Here is a 21,485-nt window from a genome sequence, read left to right on the forward strand (position 1 = left end):
GCCGGGTGACGGCGAGCCGACCGAGACACTTCCCTCTGTAGGTGAAACGCCTGGGGTGGGTGCGGATCGGGATGGGGCGGGGCGGAAGCCGAGTCCGTCGGCGCGGGGTGGGGGCGACGAGCAGCCGACGGAAGCCTTGCCCGCCACGGCAGACAGCGCAGCCGAGGGCGACCAGCCCACCGAAAGCCCCTCCCCCGCGAGCGAAGGCGAGCAGCCCACCGAAACCGGCGACGGCGACGGCGACGGCGACAAGCCCAGCGAAACCGGCGACGGCGACAAGCCCACCGAGGCTCTGCCCGCGGTCTCGCCGCCCACCCGGAAGTCCAGCACGCGGCTGCTGATCGCGATCGGGCTCGCGGTGCTGGTCCTGGTCGGCGGCGGGATCACGATCATCGCGTTGGCGACGCAGAACCGGCCCGAGGATCTGGCTTTGCAGAAGAGCAAGGCCGAGGCTCGTGGAGTAGTCGAGAAGTTCGCGGTGCTCTTCGCTCAGGCGCGGAACGATGGGGCGTTCTCGCTGTCGAAGTCGGATGTGAAGGCACTGCTGTGCAGCCGGGAGCAGGACGCGCTCGACCAGGAGTGGACCGAGCGGGAGACCAAGGAGATCAACCGCTCGTCGGCGCCGCCCACGCCCGCCGCCCGGCTGGAGCTGACCATCAAGGACATCAACATCCAGGGGGATGTGGGTGTCGCGACGTTGACGGGGACCATCGCCGACCGCAAGACCGACCAGGACTTCGGCCTGGTGAAGGAACAGGGTCTGTGGAAGGTCTGCGACGTGGTGTTCCGGATCCCCCGTTCGTCCTCCAGCAGCAACCCGACCACCCCGTCGGACGTCGGAACAAATACGACAGAGCCGGAGTTCCCGACCAGCCCGGTCGGCGAGAACCCCGGCACCACGATCACGACGACCACGACGGAGACACAGTAGTGACCAATGAGGAGCCCAGCAGAAGGCGCAACGGCCGGATCCTGGTCATCGTCGCGATCGCGTTGGTGCTTGTCGTCGGCGGGGTGGGGGTGTTCCTGCTGACCCGTGGCGGCAGCAGCAGTGGCACCGACGACCCGAACTCCGCCGCGCAGCGGTTCACCGAGGTCTACCAGCGCGGTCTGAACACCTCCGGCCGCGACGTGAACGTCGACGAGTTCGCCCCGGTGGTGTGCAACGCGGACATGGAGGGCCTGCGGGAGGCGTTCTCCGCCAAGGAGAACCCGGTGGATGGCGCGCCCCAGTTCAAGCTGTCGGTGAAGAACGTCAAGACCGAGAACGACAAGGGCAGCTTCACCATCAGCAGCGAGGTCACCGTTCCCGGCCAGGACAACGACTTCAGCGACGAGGAGTTCGGACTGGTCAAAGAGGACGGTTCGTGGCGGGTGTGCGGGCTGGGCGCCTGAGCCCTACTTGCCCGAGCGGCGCTGAACCCGTGGCGCCACAACGCCATCGGCCAACCGCCTTGCGGTGAGCAGGAAAGCGGTGTGCGCGACCATCCTGTGGTCCGGGCGCACCGCCAGACCCACCACGTGCCACGGCCGGTGCAGCGTCTCCCACGACTGCGGCTCGGTCCAGCATTGCTGCTCCCGCAACGCTTCCGTCACCTTCGACAGCTGCGTCACGGTCGCCACGTACACGACCAGGACACCGCCGGGAACCAGGTTCTCCTTCACCACGTCGAGCATGTCCCACGGTGCCAGCATGTCCAGGATGACCCGGTCCACTTCACCCTTGTGGGAAGCCAGATCGCCGACCGTCAGCGACCAGTTCTCCGGCAGCTCACCGAAGAACTGGCTGACGTTGCGGCGCGCGTGCTCGGCGTGGTCGTCGCGGATCTCGTACGACGTGACGCTGCCCGAGTCACCGACGGCCCGCAGCAGCGAACACGTCAGCGCGCCCGACCCGGCGCCCGCCTCCAGCACCCGCGCGCCCGGGAAGATGTCGCCCCACATCACGATCTGCGCGGCGTCCTTGGGGTAGATCACCTGCGCGCCACGCGGCATCGACAGCACGTAGTCGGGCAACAATGGCCGCAGCGCAAGGAAAGACGTGCCGCCGACGGACGTGACCACCGAGCCTTCGGGGGTGCCGATCAGGTCGTCGTGGTTCACCGCCCCGCGGTGGGTGTGGTACTGGCCGCCCTCCTCCAGCACCAACGTGTAGTGCCTGCCCTTCGGGTCGGTCAACTGCACCCGGTCACCTTTGCGGAACGGGCCACTCGCCCTGCTCACCGACACCTGCGCTCTTCTCCTTCACGGCCCCAGAACCAGCACACATGGTGGCATCCGGGGTTGCTCAGGCGTTACGCAGGGCCGCCTTGAGGTCCTCGCGGCGCAGCACGCCGGACGGCCGGCCCTCCTCGTCGACGACCAGGAACTGCCAGGCGGCCGTCTCCTGGACGCGTTCGATGATCTCCTCGCCGGTCTCCGAGTCGAGCAGAACCGTCTCCGGCCGGATCGGCTCCGCGGCCTGCTCCGCGGGCGACAACGGCGAGGTCTGGGCCAGCCGCTCGGCCGTCTCCCGGTCCAGCAACCCGGCGGCCACCCCATCCGCGCGCACCAGTACGACGCCGCGCCCGGCGGACGCACCCAGCGCGTCGGCGACCGGGCTCTCCGCGGGCAGCTGCAGCACGGGTTGGACGAGGTCGGCGAGTTTGAGGCCGTCCGGCCAGGTGCGCCGCTGTTCGGCGGTGAACTCGCCGGTGGCGCCCGCGATCACGAACCACGCGGTGATCACGCAGACACCCAGCCGCAGCCACTTGTCCGTGCTGTCCTCGGCGATCCCGAACAGCGCCCACACCAGCAGCGCCCCGGCGACCAAACCGCCGCCGACGGCCGCGGCCGTCGTGCCCTTGGACCGCCGCCCGGTCAGCGCCCACACGCCCGCCCGCAGCATCCGCCCGCCGTCCAACGGCAAGCCGGGCAACAGGTTGAACACCGCCACCGCGAGGTTCGCGGCCGTGCACTCCAGCAGCAGCACCCACAAAGCCGTGTCGTCGGGCACGACCAACACCGTCGCGCCGAACAACGCCGCCAGCACGATCGACACCGCCGGTCCCGCGGCCGCGACGAGCCCCTCGTGCGCGGGTTTTCGCGGTGTTCTGGCCACTTCGGACAACCCGCCGAGCAGGAACAGCCGCACCCGCCGCACCGGCAGCCCGAACCGCAACGCGACCACACAGTGGCCCAGTTCGTGCGCGAGCACGGACACACCCAGCAGCACCGCGAACGCGGAGGCGAGCAGGAAGGCGACGAGATTGCTCACACCAGGCAGCAATCGATCCACCAAAGGCGCGTACAGCAGCACCACAGCCAGCGAGCCCAGCCACCAGGACGGCGCCAGCAGCACCGGCACGCCCGAGATCCGGAACAGCAACAGCCCGCCCTCCCTGCGCACGGGATGACCGCTCCGGATGGTCGTCATCCCACGAGGGTAGGGGCAACGATGTGGGCCTGCCGTGTGCCGCGCGCAGGTCAGTCCTCGTGAGTGGTTTCGGTCGTTGGAACGGCCGAAACCACTCACGAGGGGTCAGCGGTAGCCGATGCTGCCGGCGATGCGGCGCTGCAGGGCGACCTCTTCGGCCATTTCCTTCTCACTCGGCGAGAGCACCACGATGGACAGCACCAGGACCGTGCAGAACCCGATGCCGACGATCAACGGCAGCAGCAGGTCCTCGCCACTGCTGCCGCCGAGGGTCAGCGTCGGCGCGTGCAGGGCGACGTGCGCGGCTGCCATGCCCGTGTGGTGCATCCCGCTCACCGCGACGCCCATCACCAACGCGGCGAGCGTGGTCGCGCCGGGGCCCTTGATGTTCACCGTCGCCCACAACGCCGCCGTGGCCGCGACAACACCGATCAGAACCGACAAAGCCACCAGTCCGGTGTCGTACTGAATGTCACCGAACATTGTTATGGCACTCATGCCGACGTAATGCATGATGGCGACGCCGGAACCGGTGATGAGCCCGCCGGCGAACAGCCACGCGATGTGCTGGGTGAAACCGACGATGAACAACCCGACCGCCACTACACCAATCGCCAGTATCATGCTCAAAAACGTTATCCGCATGTTGTAATGGAGCGGTGTCCCGTCCACTTCCGAGCCGAGCATCGCGATGAAATGCATGACCCAGATTCCGGTTCCGCCAATGGACAACGCGCCCAGCGCCAGCCATCTCGCCTTCGCCGCCCGCTCCACGACCCGCGCCCGTGAAGTACAGAGCAGCCCCAACGCGCAACCGACCACAGAGGTCACGTAGGCCAGCAATGCCGTGAGCGCGTTGAAGGAGAATCCCGACACCCCCGCCTCCCAGTTAATCGGGGAAGAACTTAGTGCGACCAAACTAACCAGGACCTTGGCATCCGATCAAGCTGGAAATCACCCACGTGGGCGAGTTATGTACGGGGGGATTATTTCATGCGCCCGAGGAATGCCAGTAATTCACCGGAAGCACCGGAATCCTTTTCCGGGGGCAACGGCGGGGCAAAGCGCCCCGGCCGGTCCTGGGGCGGGACGAACAACAGCGACAAACGCATCAGCCGGACGGCCAGCCGGTCCGGGATCGGGCGGTCCACCCCGCACGCCCGCGCGACATCCCAGCCGTGCACGGCGATCTCCAGGGCGCCCGCGCTGGTCACCATCAGCCCGGTGAGCTCCCGGTCGGCGATCGCCACCCGGTCGCGCTCACCGTTCGTCCACGCCCCCAGCAACCGGCAGGCGCGGTCCTTCAGCGCCGCGACCAGGTCCGCCGCGGGCGCACCGGCAGCCGGCTCCAGTCCCACATACCCACTGTCGACCGCCTCGTGCAGCGCCGCGAGGGAGTCGTTCATGTGGTGCAGCAGGGCCTCGAGGTCCCAGTCGCGGCATGGGGTCGGCTGGGACATGGCCGCGGGCGTGACGAGCTGCAGGCTGCCCAGGGTGTACCCGATGGCACGCTCCAGCAGCCCGACGCCGCCGCTCAGTAGTGGTGTCACAAAGGTAATGACGCGCACCACCAGGAAAACTCATCGGTCCACCCGGGTGGTTCGGTACTGCTAGTCCGCGCGGTCGAGCACCGTCTCGATGCCGGGGTCCGGTTCTGGCCAACCGGGGTACTCCGGCGGGGTGCCGCCGAACTCGGGGCAGAAGGCCTTGTGGTCGCAGTAGTCGCAGAGGCGGCTCTTGTTGGGGCGGAAGTCACCGGTCTTGGCCGCGCGCATGACGGCCTGCCAGATGGCGTCGAGGGTGCGTTCGAACCGGGTCAGCTCGGCCTCGTCGGGCTGGTAGGCCAGCGACTGGCGGTCGGCGAGGTACATCAGGCGCAGCTGGCGCGGCACGACCCCGCGCAGCCGCCACAGCACGAGGGCGTAGAACTTCATCTGGAACAGGGCCTTCGCCTCGCCGATCTCGCGCGGCGCGGCGCCGGTCTTGTAGTCCACGACGCGGATCTCGCCGGTCGGCGCCACGTCGAGGCGGTCGATGTAGCCGCGCAGCAGCACGCCGGAGGGCAGCTCGGCCTCCACCAGCAGCTCGCACGCCTCCGGCTCCAGGCGGCGCGGGTCCTCCAGGGTGAAGTAGCCGTCGATTAACTCGTCGGCCGAGGCCAGCCAGTCATCCAGGGAGGTCTCGGCGAACAGCCCGGCCAGCTCCGGGGCTTCCTCGCTGAGTCTCGCCCAGGTGGGTTGCAGCAGTTCATGGGCCTTGGCCGGGACACGGTCGGACGCGGGCAGGGCGTACAGCTGTTCCAGCACCGCGTGCACGACAGTCCCCCGGACCTGGGCCAGGCTCGGGGTCTCCGGCAGCCGGTCGACCGCCCGGAAGCGGTAGAGCAGCGGGCACTGCTTGAAGTCACTCGCACGGGAAGGGGACAACGCCGGCCGCCGCCGGACCTGTACTTCCTCAGTCACCGTCACGCCCCGAACAGTAAAGGAGGGGTACGACAATTCCGGGGACGCCTCACAGGCGGCAGAACCGGATGTCCGACGCGAGGATGGCCTTGGCGCCGATCGCGGACAGCTCGTCCATCACCGGGTTCGCCCGCTTGCGCGGCACCATCGCGCGCACCGCCACCCACTCCGGGTTGGCCAGCGGCGCCACGGTCGGCGACTCCAGGCCGGGCGTGACCCGCAGGGCCTCGTCCAGCAGCGCCTTGGGGCAGTCGTAGTCGAGCATCATGTACTGCTGGGCGAACACCACGCCCTGCAACCGCGCCTTGAGCTGCTCGGCGTCCGCCGATGGGGCGACATCGCGGCGGTTGATCAGCACCGCCTCGGACACACAGATCGGTTCGCCGAACGCCACCAGGTTGTGCTGACGCAGCGTGCGGCCGGAACCCACCACATCGGCGATCGCGTCGGCCAGACCGAGCTGCACGGAGATCTCGACGGCGCCATCAAGGCGGATGACGTCGGCCTTGATGCCGTGCCTGGCCAGATCGTCCTTCACCAGCCGGGGGTACGCGGTCGCCAGGCGCTTGCCGTCGAGCTGCGCGACCGTCCAGTCGGTGCCTGCCGGAGCGGCGTACCGGAACGTCGAACCGCCGAACCCCAGACCCAGCAGCTCCCCCACCGGGGCGCCGGAGTCCAGCGCCAGGTCGCGGCCGGTGATCCCCAGGTCGAGGTCGCCGGAGCCGACATACGCGGCGATGTCCTTGGGGCGCAGGAAGAAGAACTCGATGTCGTTGCCCGGGTCGAGCACCGTCAGGTCGCGCTGCTCGGCGCGCTGCCGGTACCCGGCCTCGATCAGCATCTCCGACGCGGCGACAGCCAGCGCGCCCTTGTTCGGCACGGCCACACGCAACATTCTGGGAACTCCTAGAGGTACCGGTAGACGTCTTCGAGGGTCAGGCCCCGGCCGATCATCAGCACCTGGACCCGGTAGAGCAGCTGGGAGACCTCCTCGGCCAGATGCTCGTCGTCCTCATGCTCGGCGGCGATCCAGACCTCGCCCGCCTCTTCCAGCACCTTCTTGCCCTGCGCGTGCACACCCGCATCCAGCGCCGCCACCGTCCCCGACCCAGCCGGCCGGTTCTTCGCGCGATCGCTGAGTTCGGCGAACAGCTCGTCGAACGTCTTCACACCCCGATCCTTCCATCCCGCCCGGTCAACCGATCGAGTGACATCCGATACAGGCGCCCGCCGATAGCCTTGATCCGCGGGATCAGGGAGCCCTGGCGGGCAGAACACGCGAATCGCCGACCGGATCGCGGACGTCTTCGAGACGTGTCCGCTCGACGCCGAGGCCGCGGCGGAGCTCGCCCGCGCGGTGCGGGAGCTCCGAACGGTCGATCGGCTTGCCGAGATCATCGAGGCCCATCCGGAGTTCGGCGACCACCTCGGCCGAGTGGTCGGCGAACTGCGCGGGCGACCGATGGGTCAGAGCGCGCCGAGGGTGTAGGCGTCCACGCCTTCGAGGGTTTCGCGGACGGTCCAGGCGGGGCCGGGGGCGATGGGGACTTCGGCGGGGACCACCAGCACGGTGCAGCCCGCGGCCACGGCCGAACGCATGCCCATCAGGGAGTCCTCCACGGCCACGCAACGACTCGCTGGCAGGCCCAGCTGTGAGGCGCCCATCAGGTACGGGGTGGGGTCGGGTTTGTTGTGGCCGTTGACCTCGTCGCCGCAGATGCTCGCCCGGAAGTAGTCGCGGCCGATGCTGTCCAGCGCGATCTCGGTCAGCGACCGCTCGGTGGAGGTCACGAGGGCCATGGGGACGTCGTGGGCCTTGAGTGACTCCAGGGCCTCGCGCGCTCCCGGCCGCCACGGCACGCCTTGGCGGAACAACTCGGCTGTGCGCTCACCCAGCCAGACGCCCGCCTTGTCCATGGCCGTCTTCTCCAGCTCCAGCCCCAGCGACGTGAACATCACGATCATGGTGTTGTCCATGTTCGAGCCGACCACCGCGTCGCGGGTCTCCTGCGTGAGCACGCCGCCCAGCTGCGCCGCCAGCTCGTGCAGGCCGATGTCCCACAGCTTCTCCGAGTCGATCAGGGTGCCGTCCATGTCCCACAACACGGCGTCCGGCACTCGTCTCACAGGTCCTCCATCCTCAGGGCGGTCACAACCCCACCCTACGATCCGACACGACCTCGACAGGTAGTCCAGGTGGGGGTGTGGGGTCGTAGGCTTGGCAAGTGACCGATCACGACTCGCAGACGCCCGCCGAACAGCCCCGCCTGGTCGACCCGGTACTGGTGGCCGCCTTTGAAGGCTGGAACGACGCGGGGGACGCAGCGAGTACGGCGGTCGAGCACCTGCAGCTGACCTGGGACGCCACCCCGCTGGCGGACATCGACCCGGACGACTACTACGACTTCCAGGTGACGAGACCCACAGTCCGCCTGGTGGACGGGGTCACCCGGCGCGTGGAGTGGCCGACCACCCGGCTGTCCACCTGCCGGCCGCCCGGCTCGGGCCGCGACATCGTCCTGGTGCACGGCATCGAACCGAACATGCGCTGGCGGAAGTTCTGCGCGGAGCTGCTGGAGCACATCGAGCGCCTCGGCGTGACCACGGTCGTCACCCTCGGGTCGATGCTCGCCGACACCCCGCACACCCGGCCCGTCCCGGTCACCGGGACCGCGTACGACGCCGCGTCGGCCGCCCGGTTCGGCCTGGAGAACTCCCGCTACCAGGGCCCGACCGGGATCATCGGCGTGCTGCAGGACGTGTGCGTACAGGCCGGCATCCCGGCGATCACGCTGTGGGCCGCGGTGCCGCACTACGTGTCCCAGCCGCCGTCGCCCAAGGCGACCCTGGCGCTGCTGCACCGGGTCGAGGAGGTGCTGGACGTCGAGGTCCCGCTGGGCGCCCTGCCCGAGCAGGCCGAGGAGTGGCAGCGCACGGTCAGCGAGATGGCCGAGGAGGACGAGGACGTGTCCAACTACGTCCGCGCCCTCGAGGAGCGCGGCGACGCCCAGATCACCCTGAACGAGACCAGCGGCGACGCCATCGCCGCGGAGTTCGAGCGCTACCTGCGCCGCCGCCGTCCGGGCGGCCCGGGCCCCGGGCCGGGACCCGGCCGAGGCCCTCGCCCGTCGTCGAGCTGACCGCGTAACCCCGACACATTCCAGCCACCGGCGCCCGCGCCGGTGGCTGGTTTCGTTCCCGCGTACCAGCGGCTTCACCGGAACGCGCCCCGCGTAACGGCCGGTTGCTGGCTGATTCGCGCCGCCCATTGCCTGGTCATCCGTGGTTAACGTGGATTCACAGCACTTTTGATCGATCTCGCGTCGAATCCACCCGGAGAACCTCGCCCACCATGACCTCGCACCAGGCCGTCTTCCTCCTGCTCGGGCTCGCCGTGGTCCTCGTGGTCACGAGGGCCGCGGGCGTGCTCGCCCGGCGGCTGCGCCAGCCGCGGGTGGTGGGCGAGATGGCGGCGGGCATCCTGCTGGGGCCGACGTTCTTCCACGGTGTCGTGGCCAGGGCTGTGTTCCCCGTCGATGTGCGGCCGATGATCGCCGCGCTGGCGAACGTCGGGGTCGCGGTGTTCATGTTCATCGTCGGCCTCGAGGTCGACCACCGGCTGCTGCGGCGCGACTCGGCCAGCGCGCTGACGGTGGCGCTGGGCTCGATCCTGGTGCCGTTCGGTCTCGGGTTCGGCGCGGCGTACCTGATCGGCGGCCCGGATGCGCGGATGCCCGGGTCCGCGCTGTTCCTCGGCACCGCCATGGCCATCACCGCTTTCCCAGTGCTGGCAAGGATTCTCCGGGACCGGGAGCTCAGCCGGACCCGGATCGGCGGGCTGGCGCTGCTGGCCGCGGCCGTCGGTGACGTGATCGCGTGGTGCGTCCTGGCCGTGGTGATCACGGTGACCGGCACACAACAGGACCAGTGGCGGGCCGCGCTGCTGATCCCGTACCTGCTGCTCCTGGTCTTCGCCGTGCGGCCGTTGCTGCGCAGGCTGCCTCCGACGACCAGCGGCCTGGTCCTGGCCATGGCCGGGCTGCTGGTCTCAGCGAGCGCGACGGAGTGGATGGGGCTGCACTTCATCTTCGGCGCGTTCGCCTTCGGCCTGGTCATGCCCCGCAGCGGGGTGACCGCGGCGGTGCACGAGCGGGTGGAGACGTTCGGCACCGCGCTGCTGCTGCCGGTCTTCTTCGTGGTCTCCGGGCTGAACGCCGACCTGTCCGGGCTGAGCACCGACGGGCTGTGGCAGCTCGGGCTGATCCTGCTGGTCGCGATCGGCGGCAAGATCGCCGGCGCCTACCTCGGCGCCCGGCTGCGCAAGCAGACGCCCCGCGACGCGGCCGTGCTCGCGGTGCTGATGAACACCCGCGGCCTGACCGAGCTGATCGTGCTCGCCGTCGGCCTGCAGATCGGGGTCCTGGACGTCCGGCTGTACTCGCTGCTGGTGGTCATGGCGCTGGTCACCACCGCGATGACCGGCCCGTTGCTGAGCCCGCTGATGCGGCGCGGCGATCCGGCGTTCCTGCCCGCGTAGTCACAACGTCCACATAGGACTGACATTTTCCAGACAGAACAAGGGGTTTCTTTGTGATGACCAAGAACACACGGGTTCTCGTGGTCGGCGGCGGGCCGGCCGGCTCGGTCGCGGCGGCCGCGCTGGCCCAGCAGGGCGTCTGCGTGCGGTTGATCGAGGCCGCGCAGTTCCCGCGCTACCACATCGGCGAGTCGCTCACCCCGTCCTGCCGGACCATCTTCGAGCAGATCGGCGTGGCGGCGAAGCTGGACTCGGCCGGGTTCGTGGCCAAGCACGGCGGCGTGATCCGCTGGGACGCCGACAGCTGGGTGTTCGACTGGGGCGCGCAGATCAACGCCCGGTCCTGGCAGGTCGACCGCGGCGAGTTCGACGCGTTGCTGTTGGACCACGCCAAAAGCAGCGGCGCCGACGTCTCGATGGGCGTCGCGGCAAAGGAAGTCGTGTTCACCGGGCAGCGGCCAACGGCAGTGCACTGCGCGGGACCGGACGGCGAGTTCACCATCGACGACTTCGACTACCTGATCGACGCGACCGGCCGCGCGGGCCTGCTCAGCGCACGCCACTTCCAGGACCGCTACCCGCACCGCAACCTGCGCAACGTGGCGATCTGGGGCTACTGGGAGGGCGCGAAGGTGCTGCCGGGCACGCCGACCGGCGGGATCAACATCATCTCCTCGCCCGAGGGCTGGTACTGGATCATCCCGTTGAGCGGCGGGCGGACCAGCATCGGCTTCGTCACCGGCAAGGACGACTTCGCGGCGCGCAACGCCCGGCACGACTCGGTGGAGTCGATCTACCGCGAGCTGCTCGACGAGTCGGAGGCCGTACACGACCTGGTCGACGGCGCGAACTACCAGGGCCACGCCAGGGTGGAGACCGACTATTCGTACGTCAGCGGCCGGTTCAGCGGACCGGGCTACCTGATCGTCGGGGACGCTGCCTGCTTCCTGGACCCGCTGCTGTCCTCGGGCGTGCACCTCGCGGTGTACAGCGCCTTCAACGCCGCCGCCAGCATCGCCTCGGTGGCCCGCGGTGAAGTGTCCGAAGAGGACGCCACGGCCTACTTCGAGCACGCCTACCGCCGCGCCTACACCCGGCTGCTGGCGCTGGTCAGCGTGATGTACGAGCGTTACCTGGGCAAGGACGGCTTCTTCCACACCTCCGACCGCCTGGTCGGCACCGCCACACCGGGACAGGCCGACTCACTGTCCTTTGTGGAGATCATCGCCGGGGTGTCGGACATGCGCGAGGCCACCGACGCGTCCACCCGGATCCTCACCGAGCGGCTGGTGGACGAGGCCATGCGGATCCAGCAGCGGTTCGTCTCCGGCGAGGAGGGCGGGCCGGGCATGCCGGACTTCTCCTCGGTGCTGGAGAACCCGTTGCGGGACGCCGAGTCCGTGGAGTTCCGCCTCGTTACCGAGCCCCGCCTCGGCCTGCAACGCGTCCCGGTGGACGAGCGCGTGGAGTCGGCGGTATGAGCGAGCACGCCGACGTCCTCGTCATCGGTGGCGGCCCGGCCGGGTCGACGGCCGCGGCCATGTTGGCGCGCAACGGTTTCACCGTCGTCCTGCTGGAACGGGAGGTGTTCCCGCGCTACCACATCGGCGAGTCGCTGCTGGCGTCCTGCCTGCCAACGCTGCGGCTGTCCGGCGCGTTCGACAAGGTCAAGGCCGCCGGGTTCACCGTCAAGCGCGGGGCCGTTTTCCATTGGGACGACGACGAATGGCTGCTGGACTGGCGCAAGCTGGTCGACCCCGACGCGTGGTCCTGGCAGGTCGACCGCGCCAGCTACGACGACATCCTGCTGCGCAACGCCGCCGACCAGGGCGCGACCGTGGTCGAGGAGGCAGGCGTCCGGCGGGTGGTGTTCGACGGTGACCGGCCGGTGTCGGTCGAGTGGACCCGGCACGGCACCACGCACACGACGTCGTTCGACTTCCTCGTCGACGCGTCCGGCCGCAACGGTGTGCTGGCCAGGAAACACTTCGACATGCGCACCCCGCACGCGCAGTTCCAGAACGTCGGCGTGTGGGGATACTGGACGGGCGCACGGCTGCTGCCAGGCAGCCCGGAGGGCGCGATCAACGTCGTCTCCTCCCCCGACGGCTGGTACTGGCACATCCCGTTGTCCGGCGACCGGTGGAGCGTCGGCCTGGTCACGCACAAGAACCGGTTCGCCGAGCAGCGCAGCCACTACGACTCGGTCGCCGACTACTACCTGGACATGGTCCACGCGCCTGAGCAGCTGCGGAACCTGTTGCAAGGAGCAAAGTTCGAGGGGCAGGTCCGGGTCGAGCAGGAGTACTCCTATGTGGCCGAACGGTTCTGCGGGCCGGGCTATGTGATCATCGGCGACGCGGCGGCCTTCCTGGACCCGTTGCTGTCCACAGGTGTGCACCTGGCGCAGTACAGCGCGATGGTGGGCGCCGCCGCGGTCGCGACCACGCTGCGCGGCGAGATGCCCGAGCCGGATGCCTTGGCGTTCTTCGACTACACCTACCGCCGCGCGTACTCCCGGATGCTGGTGCTGGTCACCCGGATGTACCGCGACTACATCGGCACCGACGACTACTTCGGCCAGTCCCAACGCCTTGTGCACGACGACGGCGACCAGCCGGTGCAGTCTTTCACCAAGATCACCGCGGGGCTGACCGACGTGCGCGAGGCGTCCGGGAGCACGGCAAGGGTCGCCACAGCGGCGATTCTCGAGGCGGCCGAGGACGTTACCCGGCCGAACGAGCGGTACATGGGCGGGATCGACATGTCGCCGGTGTGGAACATCTGGCGAGACCCGCTCGGCCCGGACACCGCCATGGGCGACATCCGCATCACCACCGAGCCACGGCTCGGCCTCTACCGCCACGGGAGCGCCTCATGACCGCCACCACCCCCAGCCCGTTGCCGTTGATGGAACTCAGCTCCGGGCTGTTCGTGGCCAAGACGCTGTCCGTCGCGGTCCGCCTGGGGCTGTTCGCGTTGATCGATGAGCAGGGCGCCCTGACCGCCGCCGAGTTCGCCACCAGGAAAGGCCTGCACCCCCGGCCGGCGGAGATGCTGCTCACCGGGTGTGTGAGCCTCGGCCTGCTGGTCAAGAACGGCGACCGGTACGGCAACTCGGCGCTGGCCGGGCTCTACCTCGTGCCCGGTGGCCGGTACTACTTCGGCGACTACCTGATGATGCTCGACGGACGGGCCTACGGCGGCTGGATGCGGCTGGCCGAGGCGGTCGAGGAGAACCAGCCCACCACTTGGGATCCGAGGGTCCAGGAGTCCATTTTCGACGCCGGTGACCCGAAGATGGTCGAGTTGTTCTGGCGGGGCATGCATTCGCTGGCCGTGTTCACCGCTCGCGCCTTGGCCGAGGCGTACGACTTCTCGGGCGTCCGGCGGTTGCTCGACGTCGGTGGTGGCGGTGCGGCGTACACGATCGAGCTGTGCCGCGCGTACCCGGACCTCACCGCGACCGTGTTCGACCTGCCGTTCGTGTGCGAGCAGACCACCGAGCGGATCGCCGAGGCCGGGCTGAGCGACCGGATCACGTGTGTGGGCGGCGATTTCTTCACCGACGACCTGCCGGCCGGGCACGACGTGGCGTTGCTGTCCTCCGTGATGCACGACTGGAGCGAGCAGGAGGACCTGTCGATCCTGCGCCGGGTGCGGGCCGCGCTGCCGTCCGGCGGCCGGATCATCATCAGCGAACTGCTGATGGACGACGACAAGACCGGCCCGGTGCCCGCGGCCATGTTCAACCTGCTGATGCTGGTGGAGACCCAGCGTGGCTGGAACTACACCGGCGCCGAGTACACGAGGTGGCTACGTGAGGTCGGCTGCACCGACGTCACCCGGGTCGACGTGCACGGCCTCAGCGCGAATGGGGTCATCGTCGGAACGGTCGGATGACGGTCCTGATCGTCGGCGCCGGTCCGGCCGGCCTGGTGCTGGGCAACGCCTTGCTCCAGGCCGGTGTGGACTGCGTGATCATGGAACGCCGAGACCGGTCGCACGTGGAGAACCGGGCGCGGGCCGGGATCACCGATCATCGGACCCGGCTGATCCTGGAACGCCTCGGCCTGGCCGATGGCTTGCTGGGCAACGGAACGACGCAAACCAGCTGTGAGTTCCGGGCCGGGGATGAGAGTTTCGTGGTCCCGTACGCCGAACACACCGGCGGGATCGGGCATTACGTGTACCCGCAGCAGCTTCTGGTCCGCGACCTGATCGAGGCGTTCGGCAAGGCGGGCGGCGATCTGCGGTTCGGCACCACGGTGGACGAACCGCCGCCAGGGTCCATTGTGGCCTGCTGCGACGGCAATCCCAGCATCGGCCTGCCCCGGAATGCGACCGTCCACACGCGACAGTACCCGTACCGCTGGCTCACGGTGGTGGCCGACGTCCCGGCGACCGGGCTGGTCTACGGGCTGCATCCGGACGGGTTCGCCGGGCAGATGCCGCGCACGGAAGGCCAGTCGCGGTTCTACCTCCAGTGCTCACCCGATGAGAACCCGTTGTCCTGGAACGAGGACAAGATCTGGACCTTGCTGGCCCGGCGCCTGCCTGGGACGACGCCCGGACGAGTCCTGCACCGGGCGATCCTGGACCTGAGCACCCAGGTCACGGAGCCCATGCGGCACGGTGACGTCTACCTGGCCGGGGACGCGGCGCACATCCTGCCGCCCACCGGCGGCAAAGGGATGAACCTGGCCATCGCCGACGCGCACACCCTGGCCCGGGCGCTGATCCACGGGGACGTCGACTACACCGCCGCCCGTCTGCCGGACGTCTGGCGCGCGGTCACGTTCGCCGACTGGCTGTTAGCCCTGGTCAACACTCCCCTGCAGCTGCCCCGCGCGGACATCGAGGCCGACTACCGGATGCGGGTGAACCGGGTGACCGACCTGGTCGAGTCACCCGGCTGGTTCGCCCGCGCCTACACCGGGACGGCTTAGAGGTCGATGCCCAGCAGAGCGTCTACGGCGTCCCGCAGGTCGGTCGGACCGGTCGGGTCGCTGCCGCGGCCCGCGAGGGCCTCGTTGGCCCAGGCGTCCACGGCCAGCAACGCCGACGGGGTGTCGAGGTCGTTGGACAGGTGGTCACGCAACCGGGCGATGGTGTCGGTCGCCGTGGGACCGGTGTCCAGCAGCGCCGCGTCGCGCCACCGGCCCAAGCGGTGGATGCCCTCGTCGAGCAGTTGCCGGGTCCACGCCCGGTCCGACCGGTAGTGACCGGCGAACAACGCCAGCCGCACGGCCATCGGGTCGACCTGGTCGGCCCGCAGCCGGGACACGAACACCAGGTTGCCCTTGGACTTGGACATCTTCTCCCCGTCCAGCCCGATCATGCCCGCGTGCACGTAGTGCCGGGCGAACGGGTGCTCGCCGGTGAGCGCCTCGGCGTGCGCGGCGCTGTTCTCGTGGTGCGGGAACACCAGGTCGGAGCCGCCGCCCTGCACGTCGAAGGCCGTCCCGAGCCGGTTGAGCGCGATCACCGAGCACTCCACGTGCCAGCCGGGGCGGCCGGCCCCGAGCTCGCTCTCCCATGACGGCTCCCCCGGCCGCTCGACCCGCCACAGCAGCGCGTCCAGCGGGTGCCGCTTGCCCGGCCGGTCCGGGTCGCCGCCCCGCTCGGCGAACAGTTCCAGCATGGTCTCGGCCGGGTACTGGGACTCGTAGCCGAACCGGCCGGTGGCGGTGTGGTCGAAGTAGATGTCCGGGTGCTCGGCGTCGTCGACGCGGTAGGCGTGCCCGCCGGCCAGCAGCTTCGCGATGGCCTCGGTGATCTCCGGGATGGACTCCACCGCGCCGATGTACGACCGGGGCGGCAGCACCCGCAGCGCCACCATGTCCTCGCGGAACAGCGCCGTCTCCCGCATGCCGAGCACGACCCAGTCGTCCTGGTCGCGCTCGGCCCGCTCCAGCAGGGGATCGTCGATGTCGGTGACGTTCTGCACGTAGTTCACGTCGTGCCCGTTGTCCAGCCACTGCCGGTGCACCAGGTCGAACGCCAGATAGGTGGCGGCGTGCCCCAGGTGGGTGGCGTCATACGGGGTGATCCCGCAGACATACAGGCCCGCGGTGGATCCGGGGGCGGTGGGCCGCACCTCACCGGCCGCAGTGTCGTAGAGCCGCAACGGACGCGGGGTGCCCGCGACCCTAGGAACCGGTGTGGATGCCCAAGTCTGCATGTCCGCCAGGTTAATCGGCATTCGCCGAACCGGAAGACCGTTCAGAGGGTGAGACCGGCGATAGCGCCCCCTACTTCGCCAAGCACATCCCTGCCACCGAGGGCGGCCCGCTCACGGCGGCTGTTGGCGGTGTTGGGCTGCGGTGGCTCGTGGTCGGCGGCCGGCTGGAGAGGGTTGTCGACGGGGGCTCGCTCGGGCTGACCGAGGCCCCGCAGTTCGCTGGTGAGGGCGGGGTGGCGGGGCCGAAGCCGGCGGGTGGGCGGGGTGCGGTGATGAAGACGGCGGCGACTGCGACCGCGGCGACGCCGACGGCCGCTCCACCGAGCATCGTCGAACGGCGGTAGACGGCCTCGCGGCGCGCGAGGGCCAGCACCTTCCCGGCGTCCAGGCCGAGCTCCGGCTCGGTGCCCAGGGCTCGCTCCAGCAACTGGCGGGCCTCGATGTTCTCGTTCATTCGGTCTCCTCCAGCACCAGCAGTGTTCGGCGAAGCGTGGCGAGGCCCTTGGCGCACTGGCTCTTGACGGTGCCGGGCGCGCAGCCGAGCAGGCGCCCGACCTCCTCGACCGGGAGGTCCTCCCAGTACCGCAGCACGACGGCGGCGCGTTGCCGGACCGGCAGGGCGGCCAGTGCCCGGCGGACGTCCATCGACTCGTCGGTGTCCACGACGGACGTCGGCGTGTCCGGCAGGTCCCCGGCCGCCGTTTCGCGGTGCCAGAACCGGCGCGAGTCGTCGATCGCCACCCGCACGAGCACCTTGCGGACGTACGCGTCCTGCTCGCCGGGCCGCACGCGTGCCCACGCCCGGAACGCCTTGAGCAGCGCGTTCTGCACCAGGTCCTCGGCCTTGTGCCAGTCCCCGCACAGCAGGAACGCCGTCCGCCGCAGCGCGGCCATCCGTGACCGGACGAAATCGGCGAACTCGTCGTCCTGGTCCCCCATCGGCAGCTCCTCTCGCCTCGGCCATGAGTACGAGGTGGGACCGCTGGGAGGTTGCCCGGACAGTGCGGCCGCGGCCGAAACGTTCCGGCTCTAGCGTCACGGCATGGACATAGCCGACCCCAGGACCGTGCAGGCCATCATCGCCGACCCGCGGTTCGCGCCGCCACCACCCGAGCCCGGGCCGATGGGCACCATGCGCTGGCTACGGTCGTCGGTGGTCCGGTTCAGCAGCGGCGAGACGCACGCGAGGCGCCGGGCGCTGGTCGAGCGGGACCTCGCCGCCCTCGATCCGGCGGTCCTCCGAAAGCGAGCCGCGGAGTCCACAGTGGACCCTGAAGACGTGCCGACCGCCGTGCTGGCCGGGACTTTGGGCTTCACCGACGTGCCCGCGGCCCTGGAAGCGGTCCGTGAGGTGGCGGCGGCGTACCACGGCGGTGCCGAACCCGACGAGGCCGTGGCCACCCTGGTGAAACTCGCCCCGCCCGCCGAACCCGAGGTGCTGGCCAACCGGATCGGCCTGCTGATCCAGGCGTACGCGGCGACGGCCGCCATGATCACCAGCCCGGGCGAGCCCCCGGTCCGGTTCACCCGGCGCCAGGCGCTGCGGGACGCCGAGATCGACGGGGTCACGATCCCCGCCGGAACGGTGGTACGGCTGGACATCAGCACATTCCCGTTCGGCGGGGACGCCCGCCCCTGCCCGGGCCGCGAGCACGCCTTGGCGCTCGTAGCCGGTGTCAGTCAAGGAAAGCGTTGAGAATGCCCGCGTACTGCTCGGGGTGCTCCAGGTAGACGAGGTGGCCGCAGTCCATCTCGCGCACGGTCAGGCTGTCGCCGAGCGCGGCCCGGAACGCCTCGATGTGCTCGAACGTCACGAAGTCCGCGCCCTTGGCCGGCACCAGCAGGGTCGGGATGGACGCGGGCGGGGTGACCAGCGGGCGGGCCATCTCGCTCCAAGCGGTCACGCCCATCGCCGGGGAGTAGCGCCGCCGCCAGGTGCCGTCCTCGGTGTTCTGGTGCATGCCGTCGCCCAGTTCGTCGGACAGCTGCTCCTCGCTGGCGAACGGCCACCGCTCGGCCTGGGCCGCGCGGGCCTCGTCCAGGGTCGCGTAGACGTCCTCGGTCCGGGCGTCCTCCGCGTCCTGCAACGACTCCGCGGGGTCCAGGCCGATGGCGGGGTCGGCCAGGATCACCTTGCTGATCCGGTCCGGGGCCAGCCGGGCGAGGTACACCGCGATCGCGCCGCCGAACGAGTGGCCCATCACCGGCACCGGCCCCAGCCCCAGATCGTCCAGCACGGCGAGCACGTCCTGCGCGAACGTCTCCAGCGTCCACGGCGGGTTCCACGTCGACCCGCCGTGCCCCCGCAGGTCCGGGGCGATCACGCGCCAGCCGGGCAGGTGCGTCGCGGCGAACCGGCGCCAGCGGGCGCCGTGGCCGGTCAGGCCGTGCAACGCCAGCAACGGGCGGCCGTCGGCGGGACCGAACTCGTGGACGAACAATGGTGAGCTCACGCCTGGGAATTTACGCGGCGCGCACCAGCGCGGCGATCCTGCCCGCGCCGTCCTCCGCCCGCACCTGCCTGCCGACCGCTCGCGCTTGGGCGGCGTGCTCGGGTGCCTTGCCCAGCAACGTGGTCAGCGCCGCCGAGGACAACTTCCGCATCAGCACCGACCCCGGGCTCACGCCGATCGCCGCCAGCCGCGCCGCCCAGAAGGGCTGGTCGGCCAGCACCGGAACCGGCACGACCGGAACCCCCGCCCGCAACCCGGCGCCCGTCGTCCCCGCCCCGCAGTGGTGCACGACCACACTGACCTGCGGGAACAGCCAGTCGTGCGGCACCGTGTCGATGGTCAGCACGTCATCCCCGGTCGCGGTCAGCCCCGACCAGCCCGCCTGGACCACCGCGCGCATCCCGGTCCGGCGGACCACTGTGGACACGATGTCCGACAACCGGTCGCCGTCCGCGAGCGACATGCTGCCGAACCCGACGAACACCGGCGGCGGCCCGGCCGCGAGGAAGTCCACCAGGCCGGCCGGTGGGGTCCAGCCGGGCAGCCGCTCAGGCCACCAGTAACCGTCCACCTCGATCCCCGGCCGCCAGTCCCGCGGCCGCGGCAGCAGGACCGGGCTGTAGCCGTGCCGGATCTCGAAGTCCGACTCGAGCATCTGCCTGCGCACCTTGGCCAGCCCCAGCGGCGGCAGTCCGAGCTGGACGCAGAACTGCTTCACCAGACCGTCCAACGGCGTCGGCGCGTTCAGCGCGAGCTTGGGCAGCCACCAGTTCAGCAGACCGCCCAACGACTTCCCGCCGAACGCGGGCAGCATGAAGTCGTGGCTGGGCACGCCGGGGAACAGCTCCAGCGCGATCGCCCGGATCCCCAGCGCCTGGGCCACCAGGTAGCCGTGGATGAGCGCACCTCGTTGCAGCATCAGCAGATCCGCGCCCGAGGCGACGTGGGCCACCCCAGCGGCGACATCCTCCATCAGCCGGCGGCCGAACTCGATGTTCGTCCGCACGCCACGCAGCCGGTGCCGTTGCGCTGCCACTTCTGCCCGTCGGCCGAGGCCAGGTCGGTGCGGATGTCACCGGGCATCAACCGGAACTGCGCACCGCACGCGTTGACCATCGCCTCGAAAGCCCCCTGGGTCGCGATGGCCACGTCGTGCCCGTCCGCCATCAGCCGCACGGCCAGGCCGGTGTAGGGCGCCACGTCGCCGCGCGACCCGACGGCGATGATCACGATCTTCATGCGTTGTCCCAGGTGACCGGCAGGGTGTACACGCCGTAGATGGCCATCTCGGAGCGGAACCTCACGTCCCCGGCCAGCCGCAGCGACGGGAACCGGCGCAGCAGCGCGGAGTAGCCGACGCGCATCTCGATCCGCGCGAGCTGCTGGCCGAGGCACTGGTGGATGCCGTGGCCGAACGCCAGGTGCCCGTGCGCGTCGCGGGTCAGGTCGAGGGCGTCCGGGTGGGCGAACTTGGCCTCGTCGCGGTTGACGGCCGGGACCGAGATGGTGACCGACTCCCCCGCCGCGATGTGGTTGCCCTCGATGTCGACGTCCCGCAGCGCGGTCCGCACCGGTCCGATGTGGATGATCGAGAGGTAGCGCAGCATCTCCTCCACGGCCCTGGCCGGGTCGTCGAGCATCGCCTGACGCTGGTCCGGGTGCCGCAGCAGCGCGTACGTGCCGAGCGCGAGCATGTTGGCCGTCGTCTCGTGCCCCGCGATGAGCAGCACGGTGGCGATCGTGACGAGCTCCTCCCTGGTGAGCTCGTCCTTCGCGCACAGCCGGCCGAGCAGATCGTCGGTGGGCTGGGCCAGCTTGGCGTTGACCACCTCGGTCAGCAGTGCCCGCAGCTCGTTCCACGCCTTGATGGCGACGTCGGCTGCCACGTCGATGCGCAGCATCGTGGCGGCGGACTGCTGGAACGTCTCGCGGCGGTCGTACGGGATGCCGAGCAGCTCGCAGATGACGAGCGACGGGATCGGCAGCGCGAACGCGGGCACGAGGTCGGCGGGCGGGCCCATCCGCTCCATCTCGTCGAGGTGCCGCTCGGCGATCTCGCTGATGTGCGGCGCCAGCTGGTTCATCCGGTGCACGGTGAACTCGCTGATCAGCAGCCGGCGGACGCGGGTGTGGCCCGGCGGGTCCATCCGGTTGAACATGCCGGGCGGGATCCGGAAATCGGCGTCGGCCGCGATCGCCCGCGGGACCGGTGACCGGGCCAGGTCGATGCGGTTGCTCATGGCCGGGCTGGCGAGCACCTCGCGGGCCTCGTGCCGGCCGGTGACCAGCCAGCCCTCGTGGCCGTCCGGGTAGGTCATCCGGACGACCGGCTCCAGGCCCTTCAGGCCGTCGGCGGGATCAAGGGGACATCGTCGTTCGGTCGGCAGACCGTTGATGTGTGTCACCCTTCAAGCAATACTCGTCATTCACAAAC

Annotated in this window: 25 protein-coding genes; 9 read left to right on the top strand and 16 right to left on the bottom strand. The window is 70.0% G+C overall.

Going from position 1 to position 21,485, the window contains the following annotated elements; translation table 11 throughout:
• Positions 1 to 136 precede the first annotated feature (136 nt).
• Both AB0J95_RS47220 and AB0J95_RS47225 read left to right on the top strand, forming a co-directional pair.
• Positions 137 to 931 carry a nuclear transport factor 2 family protein gene (locus tag AB0J95_RS47220; protein WP_364772887.1) on the top strand — a complete coding sequence of 265 codons (795 nt, stop codon included), beginning with the start codon at positions 137 to 139 and terminating at the stop codon, positions 929 to 931.
• Positions 931 to 1,395, top strand: a complete 465-nt coding sequence (locus AB0J95_RS47225) for a hypothetical protein (RefSeq protein ID WP_364772889.1) — start codon at positions 931 to 933, stop codon at positions 1,393 to 1,395. The genes AB0J95_RS47220 and AB0J95_RS47225 overlap by 1 nt, the downstream gene beginning before the upstream one ends.
• Before the next feature lie 3 nt (positions 1,396 to 1,398).
• Here the strand turns inward: AB0J95_RS47225 and AB0J95_RS47230 are convergent, their stop codons facing one another.
• The 9 genes from AB0J95_RS47230 to AB0J95_RS47270 all read right to left on the bottom strand — a co-directional run bounded on the left by AB0J95_RS47230 (position 1,399) and on the right by AB0J95_RS47270 (position 8,004).
• Positions 1,399 to 2,223, bottom strand: a complete 825-nt coding sequence (locus tag AB0J95_RS47230; protein WP_364773067.1) for a tRNA (adenine-N1)-methyltransferase — start codon at positions 2,221 to 2,223, stop codon at positions 1,399 to 1,401.
• A gap of 64 nt (positions 2,224 to 2,287) precedes the next feature.
• Positions 2,288 to 3,415, bottom strand: a complete 1,128-nt coding sequence (locus AB0J95_RS47235) for a site-2 protease family protein (protein ID WP_364772891.1) — start codon at positions 3,413 to 3,415, stop codon at positions 2,288 to 2,290.
• Between the two features lie 105 nt (positions 3,416 to 3,520).
• Positions 3,521 to 4,291: an MHYT domain-containing protein gene (locus tag AB0J95_RS47240; RefSeq protein ID WP_364772893.1), complete on the bottom strand. Its 771-nt coding sequence runs from the start codon at positions 4,289 to 4,291 to the stop codon at positions 3,521 to 3,523.
• 110 nt (positions 4,292 to 4,401) lie between these two features.
• Positions 4,402 to 4,965, bottom strand: a complete 564-nt coding sequence (locus AB0J95_RS47245; RefSeq protein WP_364772895.1) for a TIGR03086 family metal-binding protein — start codon at positions 4,963 to 4,965, stop codon at positions 4,402 to 4,404.
• 60 nt (positions 4,966 to 5,025) lie between these two features.
• Positions 5,026 to 5,883 (bottom strand): RecB family exonuclease, encoded by an 858-nt coding sequence (locus AB0J95_RS47250; RefSeq protein ID WP_364772897.1) that lies wholly within the window; start codon positions 5,881 to 5,883, stop codon positions 5,026 to 5,028.
• A 43-nt stretch (positions 5,884 to 5,926) separates the two neighbouring features.
• Positions 5,927 to 6,772, bottom strand: a complete 846-nt coding sequence (gene hisG, locus AB0J95_RS47255) for an ATP phosphoribosyltransferase (protein ID WP_364772899.1) — start codon at positions 6,770 to 6,772, stop codon at positions 5,927 to 5,929.
• An 11-nt stretch (positions 6,773 to 6,783) separates the two neighbouring features.
• Positions 6,784 to 7,047, bottom strand: a complete 264-nt coding sequence (locus tag AB0J95_RS47260; protein WP_364772901.1) for a phosphoribosyl-ATP diphosphatase — start codon at positions 7,045 to 7,047, stop codon at positions 6,784 to 6,786.
• An 82-nt stretch (positions 7,048 to 7,129) separates the two neighbouring features.
• The gene (locus AB0J95_RS47265) at positions 7,130 to 7,303 is read right to left on the bottom strand and encodes a hypothetical protein (protein ID WP_364772903.1); all 174 of its coding nucleotides are present in this window, start codon (positions 7,301 to 7,303) and stop codon (positions 7,130 to 7,132) included.
• 41 nt (positions 7,304 to 7,344) lie between these two features.
• Positions 7,345 to 8,004 (bottom strand): HAD family phosphatase, encoded by a 660-nt coding sequence (locus AB0J95_RS47270; protein WP_364772905.1) that lies wholly within the window; start codon positions 8,002 to 8,004, stop codon positions 7,345 to 7,347.
• A 98-nt stretch (positions 8,005 to 8,102) separates the two neighbouring features.
• On the opposite strand from AB0J95_RS47270, the gene AB0J95_RS47275 reads away from it, so the two are divergent.
• The 6 genes from AB0J95_RS47275 (at position 8,103) to AB0J95_RS47300 (ending at position 15,363) form a co-directional block, all read left to right on the top strand.
• Positions 8,103 to 9,017 carry a PAC2 family protein gene (locus tag AB0J95_RS47275; protein WP_364772907.1) on the top strand — a complete coding sequence of 305 codons (915 nt, stop codon included), beginning with the start codon at positions 8,103 to 8,105 and terminating at the stop codon, positions 9,015 to 9,017.
• 212 nt (positions 9,018 to 9,229) lie between these two features.
• Positions 9,230 to 10,414: a cation:proton antiporter gene (locus AB0J95_RS47280; RefSeq protein ID WP_364772909.1), complete on the top strand. Its 1,185-nt coding sequence runs from the start codon at positions 9,230 to 9,232 to the stop codon at positions 10,412 to 10,414.
• 56 nt (positions 10,415 to 10,470) lie between these two features.
• Positions 10,471 to 11,895 carry an NAD(P)/FAD-dependent oxidoreductase gene (locus AB0J95_RS47285; protein WP_364772910.1) on the top strand — a complete coding sequence of 475 codons (1,425 nt, stop codon included), beginning with the start codon at positions 10,471 to 10,473 and terminating at the stop codon, positions 11,893 to 11,895.
• Positions 11,892 to 13,295 (top strand): NAD(P)/FAD-dependent oxidoreductase, encoded by a 1,404-nt coding sequence (locus tag AB0J95_RS47290; RefSeq protein WP_364772911.1) that lies wholly within the window; start codon positions 11,892 to 11,894, stop codon positions 13,293 to 13,295. Before AB0J95_RS47285 ends, AB0J95_RS47290 begins: the two co-directional genes overlap by 4 nt.
• Positions 13,292 to 14,317 carry a methyltransferase gene (locus AB0J95_RS47295; protein ID WP_364772913.1) on the top strand — a complete coding sequence of 342 codons (1,026 nt, stop codon included), beginning with the start codon at positions 13,292 to 13,294 and terminating at the stop codon, positions 14,315 to 14,317. The genes AB0J95_RS47290 and AB0J95_RS47295 overlap by 4 nt, the downstream gene beginning before the upstream one ends.
• Entirely contained in the window at positions 14,314 to 15,363 is a 1,050-nt protein-coding gene (locus AB0J95_RS47300; RefSeq protein WP_364772915.1) for an FAD-dependent monooxygenase, read from the top strand. Before AB0J95_RS47295 ends, AB0J95_RS47300 begins: the two co-directional genes overlap by 4 nt.
• On the opposite strand, the gene mshC is transcribed toward AB0J95_RS47300, so the two are convergent.
• From mshC to AB0J95_RS47315, 3 genes are all read right to left on the bottom strand, one after another.
• Positions 15,360 to 16,598, bottom strand: a complete 1,239-nt coding sequence (mshC, locus tag AB0J95_RS47305) for a cysteine--1-D-myo-inosityl 2-amino-2-deoxy-alpha-D-glucopyranoside ligase (RefSeq protein WP_364772916.1) — start codon at positions 16,596 to 16,598, stop codon at positions 15,360 to 15,362. The two genes, AB0J95_RS47300 and mshC, sit on opposite strands and share 4 nt — an antisense overlap.
• A gap of 70 nt (positions 16,599 to 16,668) precedes the next feature.
• The gene (locus AB0J95_RS47310; RefSeq protein ID WP_364772918.1) at positions 16,669 to 17,052 is read right to left on the bottom strand and encodes a hypothetical protein; all 384 of its coding nucleotides are present in this window, start codon (positions 17,050 to 17,052) and stop codon (positions 16,669 to 16,671) included.
• A complete protein-coding gene (locus tag AB0J95_RS47315; protein ID WP_364772920.1) occupies positions 17,049 to 17,537 on the bottom strand; it encodes a SigE family RNA polymerase sigma factor in 489 nt (162 codons plus the stop codon). The genes AB0J95_RS47310 and AB0J95_RS47315 overlap by 4 nt, the downstream gene beginning before the upstream one ends.
• A 103-nt stretch (positions 17,538 to 17,640) precedes the next feature.
• Between AB0J95_RS47315 and AB0J95_RS47320 the strand changes: the two genes are divergently transcribed.
• The gene (locus tag AB0J95_RS47320) at positions 17,641 to 18,294 is read left to right on the top strand and encodes a hypothetical protein (protein WP_364772921.1); all 654 of its coding nucleotides are present in this window, start codon (positions 17,641 to 17,643) and stop codon (positions 18,292 to 18,294) included.
• Here the strand turns inward: AB0J95_RS47320 and AB0J95_RS47325 are convergent.
• The 4 genes from AB0J95_RS47325 to AB0J95_RS47340 are packed head-to-tail and all read right to left on the bottom strand — an operon-like array spanning position 18,275 to position 21,456.
• Positions 18,275 to 19,051, bottom strand: coding sequence for an alpha/beta hydrolase (locus tag AB0J95_RS47325; protein ID WP_364772923.1), 777 nt, complete (start codon positions 19,049 to 19,051; stop codon positions 18,275 to 18,277). The genes AB0J95_RS47320 and AB0J95_RS47325 overlap by 20 nt on opposite strands.
• Positions 19,052 to 19,061: 10 nt before the next feature.
• Positions 19,062 to 20,087 (bottom strand): nucleotide disphospho-sugar-binding domain-containing protein, encoded by a 1,026-nt coding sequence (locus AB0J95_RS47330; RefSeq protein WP_364772924.1) that lies wholly within the window; start codon positions 20,085 to 20,087, stop codon positions 19,062 to 19,064.
• Positions 20,024 to 20,290 carry a glycosyltransferase gene (locus tag AB0J95_RS47335; protein ID WP_364772925.1) on the bottom strand — a complete coding sequence of 89 codons (267 nt, stop codon included), beginning with the start codon at positions 20,288 to 20,290 and terminating at the stop codon, positions 20,024 to 20,026. Before AB0J95_RS47335 ends, AB0J95_RS47330 begins: the two co-directional genes overlap by 64 nt.
• Positions 20,287 to 21,456: a cytochrome P450 gene (locus tag AB0J95_RS47340; RefSeq protein ID WP_364772927.1), complete on the bottom strand. Its 1,170-nt coding sequence runs from the start codon at positions 21,454 to 21,456 to the stop codon at positions 20,287 to 20,289. Before AB0J95_RS47340 ends, AB0J95_RS47335 begins: the two co-directional genes overlap by 4 nt.
• Between the last annotated feature and the right edge of the window lie 29 nt (positions 21,457 to 21,485).

The organism is Actinocrispum sp. NPDC049592 (assembly GCF_040675465.1).
Classification (GTDB): domain Bacteria; phylum Actinomycetota; class Actinomycetes; order Mycobacteriales; family Pseudonocardiaceae; genus Kibdelosporangium.

Excerpts from the sequence above, each read along its gene's own strand:
- AB0J95_RS47295 (WP_364772913.1), top strand. The coding sequence starts at position 13,292 with ATGACCGCCACCACCCCCAGCCCGTTGCCGTTGATGGAACTCAGCTCC.
- AB0J95_RS47315 (WP_364772920.1), bottom strand. The coding sequence starts at position 17,537 with ATGGGGGACCAGGACGACGAGTTCGCCGATTTCGTCCGGTCACGGATG.
- AB0J95_RS47300 (WP_364772915.1), top strand. The coding sequence starts at position 14,314 with ATGACGGTCCTGATCGTCGGCGCCGGTCCGGCCGGCCTGGTGCTGGGC.
- AB0J95_RS47290 (WP_364772911.1), top strand. The coding sequence starts at position 11,892 with ATGAGCGAGCACGCCGACGTCCTCGTCATCGGTGGCGGCCCGGCCGGG.
- AB0J95_RS47285 (WP_364772910.1), top strand. The coding sequence starts at position 10,471 with ATGACCAAGAACACACGGGTTCTCGTGGTCGGCGGCGGGCCGGCCGGC.
- AB0J95_RS47335 (WP_364772925.1), bottom strand. The coding sequence starts at position 20,290 with ATGAAGATCGTGATCATCGCCGTCGGGTCGCGCGGCGACGTGGCGCCC.
- AB0J95_RS47320 (WP_364772921.1), top strand. The coding sequence starts at position 17,641 with ATGGACATAGCCGACCCCAGGACCGTGCAGGCCATCATCGCCGACCCG.
- AB0J95_RS47235 (WP_364772891.1), bottom strand. The coding sequence starts at position 3,415 with ATGACGACCATCCGGAGCGGTCATCCCGTGCGCAGGGAGGGCGGGCTG.
- mshC (WP_364772916.1), bottom strand. The coding sequence starts at position 16,598 with ATGCAGACTTGGGCATCCACACCGGTTCCTAGGGTCGCGGGCACCCCG.
- AB0J95_RS47310 (WP_364772918.1), bottom strand. The coding sequence starts at position 17,052 with ATGAACGAGAACATCGAGGCCCGCCAGTTGCTGGAGCGAGCCCTGGGC.
- AB0J95_RS47280 (WP_364772909.1), top strand. The coding sequence starts at position 9,230 with ATGACCTCGCACCAGGCCGTCTTCCTCCTGCTCGGGCTCGCCGTGGTC.
- hisG (WP_364772899.1), bottom strand. The coding sequence starts at position 6,772 with ATGTTGCGTGTGGCCGTGCCGAACAAGGGCGCGCTGGCTGTCGCCGCG.